Source organism: Sphingomonas sp. Leaf198 (genome assembly GCF_001424005.1).
Taxonomy (GTDB): Bacteria; Pseudomonadota; Alphaproteobacteria; order Sphingomonadales; family Sphingomonadaceae; genus Sphingomonas.
Genome location: NZ_LMPX01000002.1, coordinates 146,915 through 159,577, shown reverse-complemented (window position 1 = coordinate 159,577; position 12,663 = coordinate 146,915). Strand labels below are relative to the sequence as shown.

The 12,663-nt window shown below is 64.6% G+C and carries 11 protein-coding genes and 1 tRNA gene; 4 read left to right on the top strand and 8 right to left on the bottom strand.

Annotation, left to right across the window (positions count from 1 at the left end):
• Positions 1-220: 220 nt before the first annotated feature.
• Positions 221-1,054, top strand: a complete 834-nt coding sequence (locus tag ASG20_RS07780) for a class I SAM-dependent methyltransferase (protein WP_056050799.1) — start codon at positions 221-223, stop codon at positions 1,052-1,054.
• A 194-nt stretch (positions 1,055-1,248) separates the two neighbouring features.
• On the opposite strand, the gene ASG20_RS07775 is transcribed toward ASG20_RS07780, so the two are convergent.
• The 3 genes from ASG20_RS07775 to ASG20_RS07765 form a co-directional block, all read right to left on the bottom strand.
• A tRNA-Ile gene (locus ASG20_RS07775) sits at positions 1,249-1,324 on the bottom strand.
• A 136-nt stretch (positions 1,325-1,460) separates the two neighbouring features.
• Positions 1,461-1,727 (bottom strand): hypothetical protein, encoded by a 267-nt coding sequence (locus ASG20_RS07770; protein WP_056050797.1) that lies wholly within the window; start codon positions 1,725-1,727, stop codon positions 1,461-1,463.
• Between the two features lie 154 nt (positions 1,728-1,881).
• Positions 1,882-3,285 (bottom strand): M20/M25/M40 family metallo-hydrolase, encoded by a 1,404-nt coding sequence (locus ASG20_RS07765; RefSeq protein ID WP_056050795.1) that lies wholly within the window; start codon positions 3,283-3,285, stop codon positions 1,882-1,884.
• A 121-nt stretch (positions 3,286-3,406) separates the two neighbouring features.
• Between ASG20_RS07765 and ettA the strand changes: the two genes are divergently transcribed.
• Positions 3,407-5,086, top strand: coding sequence for an energy-dependent translational throttle protein EttA (gene ettA / locus ASG20_RS07760; protein ID WP_056050793.1), 1,680 nt, complete (start codon positions 3,407-3,409; stop codon positions 5,084-5,086).
• Between the two features lie 7 nt (positions 5,087-5,093).
• Positions 5,094-5,645: a hypothetical protein gene (locus tag ASG20_RS07755; protein WP_056050791.1), complete on the top strand. Its 552-nt coding sequence runs from the start codon at positions 5,094-5,096 to the stop codon at positions 5,643-5,645.
• Here the strand turns inward: ASG20_RS07755 and ASG20_RS07750 are convergent, their stop codons facing one another.
• A complete protein-coding gene (locus ASG20_RS07750; RefSeq protein WP_056052799.1) occupies positions 5,646-6,359 on the bottom strand; it encodes a Uma2 family endonuclease in 714 nt (237 codons plus the stop codon). It lies immediately after the preceding gene.
• Between the two features lie 115 nt (positions 6,360-6,474).
• Here ASG20_RS07750 and ASG20_RS07745 point away from each other — a divergent pair, with 115 nt between their 5' ends.
• Positions 6,475-7,674 (top strand): sensor histidine kinase, encoded by a 1,200-nt coding sequence (locus tag ASG20_RS07745; protein ID WP_231420286.1) that lies wholly within the window; start codon positions 6,475-6,477, stop codon positions 7,672-7,674.
• Positions 7,675-7,800: 126 nt separating this feature from the next.
• Here ASG20_RS07745 and ASG20_RS07740 read toward each other — a convergent pair whose 3' ends face one another.
• From ASG20_RS07740 to ASG20_RS07725, 4 genes are read right to left on the bottom strand one after another with little or no spacing between them, the layout of a single operon-like run.
• The gene (locus ASG20_RS07740; RefSeq protein WP_056050790.1) at positions 7,801-8,532 is read right to left on the bottom strand and encodes a phosphocholine cytidylyltransferase family protein; all 732 of its coding nucleotides are present in this window, start codon (positions 8,530-8,532) and stop codon (positions 7,801-7,803) included.
• Between the two features lies 1 nt (position 8,533).
• Positions 8,534-9,625, bottom strand: coding sequence for an inositol-3-phosphate synthase (locus ASG20_RS07735; protein WP_056050788.1), 1,092 nt, complete (start codon positions 9,623-9,625; stop codon positions 8,534-8,536).
• Positions 9,626-9,640: 15 nt separating this feature from the next.
• A complete protein-coding gene (locus ASG20_RS07730; protein ID WP_056050785.1) occupies positions 9,641-10,501 on the bottom strand; it encodes a CDP-alcohol phosphatidyltransferase family protein in 861 nt (286 codons plus the stop codon).
• 54 nt (positions 10,502-10,555) lie between these two features.
• On the bottom strand, positions 10,556-12,601 hold the full coding sequence (locus tag ASG20_RS07725) for an NAD(+) synthase (protein ID WP_056052792.1): 2,046 nt from the start codon (positions 12,599-12,601) through the stop codon (positions 10,556-10,558).
• Positions 12,602-12,663: the final 62 nt, after the last annotated feature.

Below are 12,663 nucleotides of genomic sequence, written 5' to 3'. Positions count from 1 at the left end.
ACGGTTCGGCATGTTTCGCCGGTTCGTCCGGCAGGAGATGATCCGGCGCGTTTCACGTGCGATCGGTGATGATTTCGGCTGTCGGCGGAACGCGTCGTCTGCAGACGCGAAACTTCCGTGAGGGTCGGGCTTCGAACACATTTTGCGGCGATCGAAAAGACCGGTTGCAGCCGAACACAGGACAGACAGGCCTTCGTGCCGAGGACGAGAGAGGCTGGGCGTGCAGAATATTGACAAGGCGACTGTCGAGGGATTCGGCGAGGAATGGGCGGCGTTCGATCAGACGGCCATGTCGCACGAGGAATGGCAGCACCATTTCGATGGCTATTTCTCGCTGCTCGACTTTTCGCGTCTGCCTGCGAAAGCCGAGGGATTCGATCTCGGGTGCGGCTCGGGCCGATGGGCGGCCGGAGTCGTGCCAAAAGTCGGTAAGCTGCACTGTATCGACCCCGCCGCCGCGGCGCTCGACGTCGCCCGGCGCCGCCTGAAAGATAGCACGAACGTCCAGTTCCATCTTGCGGATGCTGCAGCCATACCGCTCGCCGATGGCAGCCAGGATTTCGGGTATTCGCTGGGCGTGCTGCACCATATTCCCGATACGGCACAGGCCCTCAGGGACGCGGTCACCAAGCTGAAGCCGGGAGCGCCTTTCCTCACCTATCTATATTATGCGTTCGATCAGCGGCCGGCGTGGTTTCGCGCGACCTGGAAAGCGTCGGATACGGTCCGGCGCGGCATATCGAAGCTGCCGATCGGTCCGCGCAAAGCCATCACCTCGATGATCGCCGCCACCGTGTATTGGCCGGCCGCAAAAGTCGCGACCGTCGTCGACCGGCTGGGTGGGAACGTCGATGCGATTCCGTTGAGTTCCTATCGAAAATACAGCTTCTATACCATGCGGACCGATGCGCTCGATCGCTTTGGAACGCGATTGGAGCAGCGATTCACGAAGGCTCAGATCCAGGCGATGATGGAGGCTGCCGGCTTGGAGGATGTGCGGTTCCGTGACGGGGTGCCGTACTGGGTGGCGATCGGTACCAAGAAGCGCGTCTGAGCGAAGCCGACACGACGGCATATGGTCAGCCGCGCGGATCGCGTGCGTCAGATCTGCGATCATTACGCATACTCGCCATCGGCGCTGTAGTGCACGGGCAGGAGCGGCTCTTGGCTGCAACCCTATGGCTCGCGCGCCGCGAGGGACGTCGAACCGGACGTCCCGACTGGGGGGAGCACAGAATGCGAATGAATTGGTGGGCCCGGCAGGAATCGAACCCGCAACCTAGCCGTTATGAGCGGCCAGCTCTAACCGTTGAGCTACAGGCCCCACCGGTGCCTGCGTTAGCGCAAGCGTCCAGCCCGCAAAAGAGCGCAAAGCAACGGACACAAAGAAAAAGGGCGCTCCCGAAGGAACGCCCTTTCCGACCCTGAAACTCTATCGAGCGCGAACGCCCGACAGGGTCTTAGTTCATGTTGTCGGTCTTTGCGTCGGCAGCGTCACGGACGTTGTCGGCAGCAGCGTTCATGTTGTCGGCTGCGTTCTCGAGAACGTCGGTTGCGACGCCGTTCGAGGTGTTGTCCGCCATGGCGTCCATGTTGTCAGCCTGCATTTCCATGTTGTCAGCCAGCATGTCCGCGTTGTTCTCAACGGCGGCGGCTTCTGGCGACTTGCTGCAGGCTGCGACGGACATCAGGCCGGCGGCAGCAGCGATCAGAACGATCTTCTTCATTCGAATGCTCCCAAGCATAGTTTCACTCGCGGCCGACCCGATTGCCGTCGCGAAGTCACGTCAAATAGCGGACCCCGGCGGGGGGTCAATCCGCTAAATTCATCTCTCCGCAAGGTTTGCGGCAGAACGATGACGTTTCGGTTGCAGCGACTGGTCACTTTCCGGGCACGATCGGGCCGATTTCCTCGGGCGCATTGGCGACCGTCGCGATCATCGCGGTCCACGCCGCGACGTTCTGGCGAAGCTGCTCAGGGTCGATCCGCTCCAGCGTGTCCTCGGGTGTGTGGTGGTAATCGAAGTACCGCTGGCCTGACTGGTTGAGGTCGATCCCGGCCACCCCGGTGGCGATCGTCGGGCCGACATCGGTGCCGCCGTGGGGTGCATCGGCACCGCGAATGATCCCGAGCGGGGCTAGTGCGACGGCCAGGCGATCCTCGATAGGCTTGGCGGCGGCGGGCAGGCTACTTTCGAACCGCCAGACGCGATCGGCCCCGAAATCCGATTCGGCAGCGGTCGCATGGCGCTCGCCGGCGTGTGCCTTGGCGTAGGCGAGCCCGCCGAAGCCGCCGCTCTCCTCGTCGCCGAACCAGACGACGCGGATCGTGCGGCGTGGGCGCTGGCCGCCGTCCATGACGATCTTGGCGGCCGCCGCGGTGATCGCGATGCCCGCGCCGTCGTCGATCGCACCGGTACCGAGATCCCAGCTGTCGAGATGGCCCCCAACCAGCACGATCCCGGCCCTGGGATCGGTGCCGGGGACTTCGGCGACGACGTTGCCCGACTCCCGCATGCCCACCTGATGATCGTCGAGGATCAGCCGCATCTTCACCGGCTTGCCGAGCTTGATCATCCGTTCGAGGTTCGCCGCGTCGGAGACCGACAGCGCCGCTGCCGGGATCGGCGTGACGCCGGGTTCGAAATTGGTCGTGCCGGCATGCGGCCCGCGGCCCTGGTCGGTGCCGATCGAGCGGATCACGATCGCCGCCGCGCCCTTCTTCGAAGCGACGTTGGGACCGACGAACCGCGCGGTACCCTGGCTGCCATAGCTCGACCCGTCCTGCGTCGGCTGCATCGAATTCGAGACGAAGGCGATCCGGCCCTTCAGGCTCCCCTCTGGCGCCAACGCAAGGTCGTTGTAGCTCGCGAAATACGTCACCGGCAGCGTCAGACCGGCGGGCGGCGTCGCGCCCGAATTGCCGAGGCCGACCAGCCGCAGCTTCTGTGGGTAGGGCGAGACGATCTCGGCACTCTCGGCGCCACGCTGCCAGATTGGCAGCTGGTAGGTCTCGATCCTGACGTTCTTGAACCCCAGCGCCTTCAGCTTGGCGACCGACCAGACGCGCGCGCGCGCTTCCGCCTCGGTGCCGGTCATGCGCGGGCCGACCTCGGTCGTCAGTCCTTCGACGATCTGGTACGCGGTATCGTCGGTCAGCGCCTTGTCGCGCAACGCCGCGACCTTGGCATCGCCGGCGGTCGCCGGGGCGGCGGTGCGCTGCGCCACGACGGGAACGGCGGTGATGACGGCACAGGCCGCCAGAAATGGTGCGATACGCGTCATCGGCTATTCCCCTTGGTGTCGACCCACCGTTAGGTCCGAGCGCGCGCGTTGCCAACCTTCGCGCCTGCCCTTACATGCGCAGATCAATCCCGCCCTCACGAACACCCGAACGGAGACCCCCGTGGCCGGCCAATACGCCTATGTCATGAAGGACATGACGAAGACCTTCCCCGGCGCGCCCAAGCCGGTGCTGTCGAACATCAACCTGCAATTCTATCATGGCGCCAAGATCGGCATCGTCGGCCCCAACGGTGCGGGCAAGTCGACGCTGATCAAGATCATGGCCGGCATCGACAAGGATTATACCGGCGAGGCATGGCCGGGCGAGAACGTCACGGTCGGCTATCTGGAGCAGGAGCCGCAGCTCGACGCCTCGAAGACCGTGCTGGAGAACGTCAAGGACGGCGCGCGCGGCGTTGCGGACATGGTCGACCGTTTCAACGCGATTTCGGCCGAGATGGGCGATCCCCAGGACGACACCGACTTCGACGCGCTGCTCGAAGAGATGGGCACGCTCCAGGAAAAGATCGATGCGGTCGACGGCTGGACGCTCGACAACCAGCTCGAGGTCGCGATGGAAGCGCTACGCTGCCCGCCGGGCGACTGGCCGGTCGACAAGCTGTCGGGTGGTGAGAAGCGCCGAGTCGCGCTGACCCGCCTGCTGATCCAGAAGCCGGGTATCCTGCTGCTCGACGAGCCCACCAACCATCTCGACGCGGAGAGCGTCCAGTGGCTGGAGAATCATCTGAAGGATTATGCGGGCGCGGTGCTGATGATCACCCATGACCGCTATTTCCTGGACAACGTCGTCGGCTGGGTGCTCGAACTCGATCGCGGCAAGTATTTCCCGTACGAGGGCAATTACTCGACCTATCTCGAGAAGAAGGCCAAGCGTCTCGAGCAGGAGGATCGTGAGGAGTCCGGTCGTCAGACGGCGATCAAGAACGAGCTCGAATGGATTCGTCAGGGTGCCAAGGCGCGGCAGACGAAATCGAAGGCGCGTATCGCCAACTTCGAACGCCTCGTCTCCGCACAGGAGAACCGCTCGCCGGGCAAGGCGCAGATCGTCATCCAGGTGCCCGAGCGTCTCGGCGGCAAGGTGATCGAGCTCGAGAACGTCTCCAAGGCTTACGGCGACAAGCTGCTGTTCGAGAATCTCTCGTTCACGCTGCCCGCGGGCGGTATCGTTGGCGTCATCGGTCCCAACGGCGCCGGCAAGTCGACGCTGTTCAAGCTGATCACTGGGCAGGAGACGCCGGACAGCGGCACGATCGACAAGGGTTCGACCGTGCGGCTCGGCTATGTCGACCAGAGCCGCGATCATCTCGACGACAAGAAGAACGTCTGGGAGGAGATTTCCGACGGCCTCGACTCGATGAAGGTCAACGGGTTCGACCAGTCGACGCGCGCCTATGTCGGGGCGTTCAACTTCAAGGGCCAGGACCAGCAGAAGAACGTCGGCAAGCTGTCGGGCGGCGAGCGCAACCGCGTCAACATCGCCAAGATGCTGAAGCGCGGCGGCAACGTGCTGCTGCTCGACGAACCGACCAACGATCTCGATGTCGAGACGTTGGGCGCGCTCGAGGAAGCTATCGAGAATTTCGCAGGGTGCGCGGTGGTGATCAGCCATGACCGCTTCTTCCTCGATCGTCTCGCCACGCACATCCTGGCGTTCGAGGGCAACAGCCATGTCGAATGGTTCGAAGGCAATTTCGAATCCTACGAAGAGGACAAGCGCCGCCGTCTGGGCGATGCGGCGGATCGTCCGACCGCGCTGTCCTACAAGAAGCTGACGCGCTGATCATGGCGTGCTGAGAGGCCTCGACGAGGAACTGGCGGCTCACAAATACTCGCATGTCGAGCGCGAGCGGCGGTTCCTCGTCGATCCTCTGCGGCGACCGTCGCTGGACGGTTGCCGGTCGATCCTGATCGAGGATCTCTACATTACCGACACACGGTGCCGGCTGCGGCGGATGACCGACAGCGTCGGCGGACGCGTGGTGCTCAAGCTGTCGAAGAAATACGACGTCGCCGATCCGCTCGCGCGGCCGTTGGTGACCACGTATCTGACCCCTGAGGAATACGCGCTGTTCGCGGCGTTGCCGGGCCACTGGCTCCGCAAGCGGCGGCATGCCGTGCCGAGCGCGTCGGGCGAGTTCGGAATCGATCTGTTCGAAGGGGCGCTCGCCGGGCTCGAGCTAGCCGAGATCGAGCAGCCTGACGCCGCGTCGCTGGCGGCCGCGCAGCCACCCGAATGGGCTAGGTCCGAGGTCACGTATGATCTGGACTTTCAGGGCGGCACGTTGGCGTTGCTCAATCGATCGCGTGCCGAAACCTTCGTCAGGCAAGCGATGCGATAATCAAAGCGCGACCGTGTGTATCGTCAGGCCTGGAATTGTCGTCGACTCCATCCCCGCGTCGAAGGGAACATCGCGCGACTGGGTAAAGCGATCACCGACAGGCATCCACATCTGGTGGACCAGCTTTGCCCCGACATCGGCCACCCAATATTCCGGAATGCCGGCCTGCGCATAAATGCGTGCTTTCTCGCGGAGGTCGAACGCCAGCGTGTTCGCCGATACCTCGCAGATCAGAGCGATCGACGCGCCCGGTATTGGGCCCTCGCCACGCGGTTCGCGGGTCAGCATGATATCCGGCTGCGGCTCGTCGAATGAAGACAGCGCCGCGGATTGCTCGGTCGCTACGTGGAGCGACGATCCCACCGCTTCCAAGGCGCGTCGCAATCGATAGGCGATCTCGTCCTTCACGAAGCCGTGCGGACGATATTGCGGACTCATCGCGTAGATCGCGCCATCGAGCAGCTCCGTTTTGCCATGACCTTGCAAAGATCCCGCGTCTGCGAGCAGCCGATATGCGTGACCGTCCAGCCTGACCGGTTCCGAGCCATCATATTCCGGCTCATCGTCATGCTGGAGCCGGACGCCCGACAATTCACCGTCGAGAAGCTCGACTTTGCCATAGCCGGTAAAGCTGCCCGCCCGCTTCAGCAGGACGAAATCATCGACCGTCAGCGGAACGGGGTCGCGATGCAGGATGGGCGCATGGACGTTCACGCCCACCTTGTATCACGGCCGATCGTCGCACCCAACGGCCGTCATGCGAGCGCAATGTTGATCCTTTCGCGAAGGTCGGTAGGAGAGGCGCTTGGTATCGACGAACGGAGTATGCGTGGCAGTCATCGAAACTTCCCCGGGCGGTGACGCGCCTGCCGGTGCGGGCGAGCTTGAGTATCGCCTGCGTCAGCAATCGATCCTGGCCGATTTCGGGATCGAGGCTTTGCGCGCACGGGATCTGCAGCCGATGTTGCAGCGCGCGACCGAATTGTGCGGCGAGGGGATGCGCTCGAAATACTGCAAGTTCCTCGAATATCGCCCCGAGCAGGATACGCTGCTGGTGCGCGCCGGCATCGGCTGGGAGCCGGGCGTGGTCGGATCGACCGAGATGCGGACCGACCTTGGCTCGCCCGCGGGGTTTGCGCTGGAGACGGGCTTGCCGGTGATCTCGAACCATCTCGAGAACGAACAGCGTTTCCGCACGCCCGAGTTCATGGCGCGACACAATATCCGGCGCGCGATCAACGTGCTGGTCGAGACGTCGGGCAAGCGCTTCGGTGTGCTCGAAGTGGACAGCCCCGACGAGGGTCAGTTCGAGCCGGCCGACTTCGCGTTCATGCAGGGCTTCGCCAACCTCATCGGCGTGGCGATCGAGCGGCAGCAGGCCGAGCAGCGGCTTAGCGAGGCGATGGAGCATCAGGAGTTGCTCACGCGGGAGGCTAGCCACCGGGTGAAGAACAGCCTTGCGCTCGTGTCGGCGATGCTCAACTTGCAGATGCAGGAGGACGACGATCCGCGGATCCGGCGGCTGCTGGGCGACGCGCAGGCGCGGATCACGGCGATCGCGCAGACGCACGACCAGCTTTGGCGTGGCGATCAGGTGGGGATCGTCGCGCTCAACGATCTGGTCTGCGGGATCGCGACCGGGCTGGGGGAGCAGTCGCCCAACCACCGGATCGAATGCGATATCGAGGCGATCCTGATCAGTGCGGACGTGGCGATTCCGATGGGGTTGCTGGTTACCGAACTGGTCACCAACGCGATCAAATATGCGTATGGCGACGACGGCGGCGTGATCCTGGTCACGGTGCGGAGTGTCGACGGGCGGATTGTGCTGACCGTGTCGGACGAGGGCGATGGGTTGCCGGCGGACTTCGACCTGAAGACGGCGTCGCGCAAGAGTCTCGGGATGCGGATGATCGGCAGCCTTGCGCGGCAGTTGCGCGGGACGGTGACCATCGAGAACGCGGCGGTGGGGACGTGCGCGACTCTGGACGTGCCCGATCCGCGGGTCGAGGAAGCCTCGTCGTCCTGACGACATCCCGTCATCCTGACGAAAGTCAGGATCCAGAGCCCAAAGGGCACCACTCGTAACTCTGGATCCTGACTTTCGTCAGGATGACGGGTTTGGTTCTCCTGCGTTCGCAGGAGAGCGGGAGTTTCAGGCCGCTACGGCATCCGCCTTGGTTGCCATCCACGCCTCGGCCTTGGCCAGCGCGGGGGCGTCGTCGACGTCGATCCAGTCGATGTCGCTGCAATCCACGATTCGGGCGAGGCCTTGTGCGGCGAGCAGGCGGACGCCTTCGGTGAGCGAGGGGCTCGCCAGCGTTGCCAGCGCATCCGACAGCGCAGGGCCGATCGCGAAGACGCCGGTGTCGTAGCAGTCGTGCGGTTCGAGGCCCTTGCCAATCGCGACGATGCGGTCGCCTTCGGTCGCGACGCAGGTGACGTCCTCGGGGTCGACCCAGTCATGGCCGAGGCGCCGGTCGATGCCGAGCCGCAAGCCTCCGCCAGCGCCGGCCTTCGCCATGCGCGCGTAAAGTTCGGGGCTGACGAGGTGGTCGCACATCGCCAGGATAGCTTCGCTGCCCGCCAGCGCCTCGCGCGCCGCCAACACCGAGACGCCATTGGGTTCGCGGTGATCCGCTAAAACCGTCTCGACGGCCAGCGGCCAGCGCCGGCTACCGAGATACGCTTCGATCGCCTCACGCCCATAGCTCACCGTCACGATCACGCGCGAGAAACCGGCCTCGGCCAGCCCCTCAAGCGCGTGGGCGATCAACGGCCGCCCCGCAACCGCGCAGAGCGGCTTGTACGGGGCGGAGGTGCGAAGGCGGCTGCCTTCCCCGGCGGCGAGGATGATCGCCGTTTGAATCCGGGGCGTATCGATCATGTCAGGCGGCCTTGATGAACCGCTCGACTTCGATCTGCGCGAGATCGTCGGTCATCTGCGTGCGCGGGTGCTTGCAGAAATAGGCCGATGCAGGGTCGATCACGCCGGCGATGCCGCGATCCTTGGCGATCTTGGCGCAACGGATCATGTCGATCGCGACGCCTGCCGAGTTGGGGCTGTCCTCGACCGAGAGGCGCAGCTCGATGTTCATCGGCACGCCGCCGAACAGCTGGCCTTCCATGCGCAGGAAGCAGACCTTGTTGTCGTTCTGCCAGGGCACATAGTCCGACGGACCGATGTGGACGTTGTCGTCGTCCATCCGCTCTGCCGCGACCGACTGGACCGCTTCGGTCTTCGAGATCTTCTTCGACTCGAGACGGCGATGGTTCGACATGTTGAGGAAGTCGGTGTTGCCGCCGGTGTTGAGCTGGTAGGTGCGATCCAGCTTCACGCCGCGCTTGGCGAACAGGTCGGTCAGCACGCGGTGGACGATCGTCGCGCCGAGCTGAGCCTTGATGTCGTCGCCGATGATCGCGACGCCGGCGTCTTCGAACTTCTTCGCCCAGACCGGGTTCGAGGCGATGAACACGGGGATGTTGTTGACGAACGCCACGCCCGCTTCGATCGCGCACTCGGCGTAGAATTCGGTCGCTTCCTGCGAACCGACCGGGAGGTAGTTCATGAGAACGTCTGCGCCCGACGCCTTCAGCTCGGCGATGACCTCTTCACGCGTTGGCTCGGCAGCGTCGGAGACCAGGAACGTGCGGTCGTCCTTGAAGTCGGCCATGTGGTCGGCGACGCCGTCCAGCTTCTTGCCCATCTTCACGATCGTGCCGGTGTTGCCGACATTGGGTGCGAACACCGCGGTGCAGTTGGGCTTGGCGAAGATCGCCTCGGCGACGTCCTTGCCGACCTTGCGACGATCGACGTCCCAGGCCGCGACGACCTTGATGTCGCTCGGCTTGTAGCCACCCATGTCGAAATGCATCAGGCCAACCTGGTCGTTTGCCCCCTCGCGATAATGCTCGAGGCCCTGGACGAGCGAGCTCGCGCAGTTGCCGATGCCGACCACGGCGATCCGAATGCTATTCATTACTGACCCTGTTCCTTACGAAAGATGCATGCGCGACGCGGTCTTTGGTCGCGTTGCGGAAGTACGACGAACGAAGGCGCGTTCGACACGACGGTGCCAGACGAGCCCGACGATGGCGACGAGCGTCAGAGGGACGATCTCGAACCACCAGAAGATGCGCGGGTTGCCCGCGAAGCAGGCGACGAAGATCGCCCATACCCGGACATTCGCGGTAAGCAAGGCCATGAAGCGCAACGGCGCGACGGCACGGGCACCGTAGAGCGTGCCAAGCGCGACCGGATCGCTCGACTGGCCGAGCGTGTGTTCGAACGGCATGGCGATCCGATCGATGCTGCCAGCAACCCCGTCATAGAAGCGGACGAGTGCGTTGCCGGTCGGCACGGGGGGGGCTTCGAGCGCCACGCCCTTGATGCGACGATGGAAGCGCGAACGCTCGCCTTCGTACATGTTCGACTGCACAGCATGCGCACCACCCGCGGCAAATGCGAGGATCCAGCCCTCGGGCGTGTCGATCGTGATCGCCAGCGCGGTGTAGATCAGCGCGAAGACACCATGATCGCACAGCCCGTCGAGCATCCGCCCGAGCGGGCTCGCGGTCTTGGTCGCGCGCGCGACCATGCCGTCGAGTCCGTCGGCGATCAGCCAGCCGATCGACAGCACCAAACCGACCAGCGCGAGCGCCCAGCTATGCCATTGCGCATAGGCAAAAGCCGCGGCGCCTCCGAGGCAAAGCCCCGCCACCGAGACCGCATTCGCCGAAATACCACGCGCAAGCGCGACCGGCAGCAGCGCACGGCCCGCCGGATGAATCAGCCAAAGGTTAGATGGGATCTCGATCCGGCGATCGCGCGATCCATCCGGTGGAGCCACTGTCATAGGATTTTCATAATGCGCCGCGCGGGCGATTTATGCAAGGTAGTGCAACGAACCTTACGGAACGCTTGACCGCAATTCTTCGATCCAAGTGGTTGCGATCCCGTCCGAGGGCGCGCGCCAATCGCCGCGCGGCGACAATGCGCCGCCCGCCGAGACCTTCGGCCCGTTGGGCATCGCCGATCGCTTGAACTGGCTGGTCGTGAAGAACCGGACCAGGAATTTCTTCAGCCACGCCTTGATCGTCGGCAGGTCGTAGGCGACGCGCGCATCTGCCGGCAGGTCTTCCGGCCAGGCACCGACGCTCGCATCGCGCCACGCGTGCCAGGCAAGAAACGCGATCTTCGACGGCGCGAGTCCGTAGCGGATCACGTAATGCGCGAAGAAATCGTTCAGCGCGTACGGCCCGATCATCGACTCGGTGCTCTGCAACGCGCCGTCCGCCCCCGCCGGCACGAGCTCGGGCGAAATCTCCTGCGCGAGGATCGTCGACAGGATCGCGTCGGTCGCGGCGTCATACTGGTCGGTGCGGATACACCAGCGGATCAGGAACTGGATCAGCGTCTTGGGCACGCCTGCGTTGACCGCGTAATGGCTCATCTGGTCGCCGACCCCGTAGGTGCACCAGCCGAGCGCCATCTCGCTGAGATCGCCGGTGCCCAGCACGATCCCGCGACGCTGATTGGCGAGGCGAAAGAGGTAGTCGGTGCGCAGACCCGCCTGCACGTTCTCGAAGGTGATATCGTAGATGGGTTCGCCTTCGCTGAAGGGGTGACCGATATCCTCCAGCATCCGGCGCGCGGCGGGCTTGATGTCGATCTCTTCCGCGGTGATGCCGAGCGCGCGCATCAGCGCCCAGGCGTTCGCCTTGGTCCCTTCGCCGGTTGCGAAGCCGGGCATCGTGAAGCCGAGAATTGCGCTGCGGGGACGGCCGAGGCGGTCCATCGCCTTCGCCGCGACGATCAGCGCGTGCGTCGAGTCGAGGCCGCCGGAGACGCCGATCACGATCGTCTCGGCATGCGCGGCGACGAGGCGCTTCGATAACGCCTCCACCTGGATGTTGAACGCCTCGTAGCAATCGTCATCGCGCCGCGCCGGATCGTTCGGGACGAACGGGAAGCGGCGGATGGCGCGTTCGAGGCCGCTGTCGGCGAGCACCGGCGCGTGATCGAACGCGATCCGCCGGAAGCGCGTTTCCGGGTTACCGGCGAACACGGCGGCATCGTTGAAGGTGCCGGTCCGCAGGCGCTCCTGCGTGATCCGTTCGCAGTCGACGTCGGCGACGACCAGTTCGGGCTCCGTGGAGAACCGCGCCGACTCCGCGATCTGCTCACCGAGTTCGTGGATCAGTCCCTGGCCGTCCCAAGCGACCTCCGTGGTGCTCTCGCCTGGTCCCGCTGCGGAATAGACATAGGCGCAGACCGCGCGCGCCGATTGCGCCGCGGCCAGCATCGCTCGGTCGCGCGCCTTACCGATGACTATGTTCGAGGCGGACAGGTTGCAGCAGATCAGCGCGCCGGCCAGCGCACCCGCGGTCGAGGGCGGGGTGGGGGCCCAGTAATCCTCGCAGATCTCGGCATGGAAGACGAAACTAGGCAGGTCGCGCGCCGCGAAAACCAGGTCGGTCCCGAACGGAACGTCTTCGCCATTGAGGTCGATTGTCAGTCCGGTCATCCCGGCGCCACTCGCGAACCAGCGCTTTTCGTAGAACTCGCGGTAGTTGGGCAGGAACGTCTTCGGCACCACGCCGAGCACACGGCCCCGCGCGATCGCTAAAGCGCAATTGTACAACCGCCCGTTCCGAACCAGCGCCGCGCCGACGAGCAGCACCGGCCGCATCTCGGCGCTGGCTTCGACCACGGTCGCGATCGCTGCCAGCGTCGCGCGCTGCTGCGCGGTCTGGAGATGCAGGTCGTCGATCGCATAGGAGGTAAGGTTCAGTTCGGGGAACACGACCAAGTCGACGCCCCGCGCGTCGGCCTCCTTCGCCAACGCGATTGTCGCGTCTGCGTTGGCGGCAGTATCCCCCACCGACGCGCGCGGCGTGGCGGCGGCAACCCGGATCAGGCCGTGGCGATGGATCGCGAAGAACGGATGCGTCATACCCGTACCGATAAACGCCAAGCCCGCGTCACGCCACCGGCTTGCGTCGTCGGCGCGCAAAA

Coding starts and splice junctions, on each gene's coding strand:
- ASG20_RS07770 (WP_056050797.1), bottom strand. CDS start 1,727: ATGAAGAAGATCGTTCTGATCGCTGCTGCCGCCGGCCTGATGTCCGTC.
- ASG20_RS07765 (WP_056050795.1), bottom strand. CDS start 3,285: ATGACGCGTATCGCACCATTTCTGGCGGCCTGTGCCGTCATCACCGCC.
- ASG20_RS07740 (WP_056050790.1), bottom strand. CDS start 8,532: ATGATCGATACGCCCCGGATTCAAACGGCGATCATCCTCGCCGCCGGG.
- ASG20_RS07735 (WP_056050788.1), bottom strand. CDS start 9,625: ATGAATAGCATTCGGATCGCCGTGGTCGGCATCGGCAACTGCGCGAGC.
- ASG20_RS07730 (WP_056050785.1), bottom strand. CDS start 10,501: ATGACAGTGGCTCCACCGGATGGATCGCGCGATCGCCGGATCGAGATC.
- ASG20_RS07725 (WP_056052792.1), bottom strand. CDS start 12,601: ATGACGCATCCGTTCTTCGCGATCCATCGCCACGGCCTGATCCGGGTT.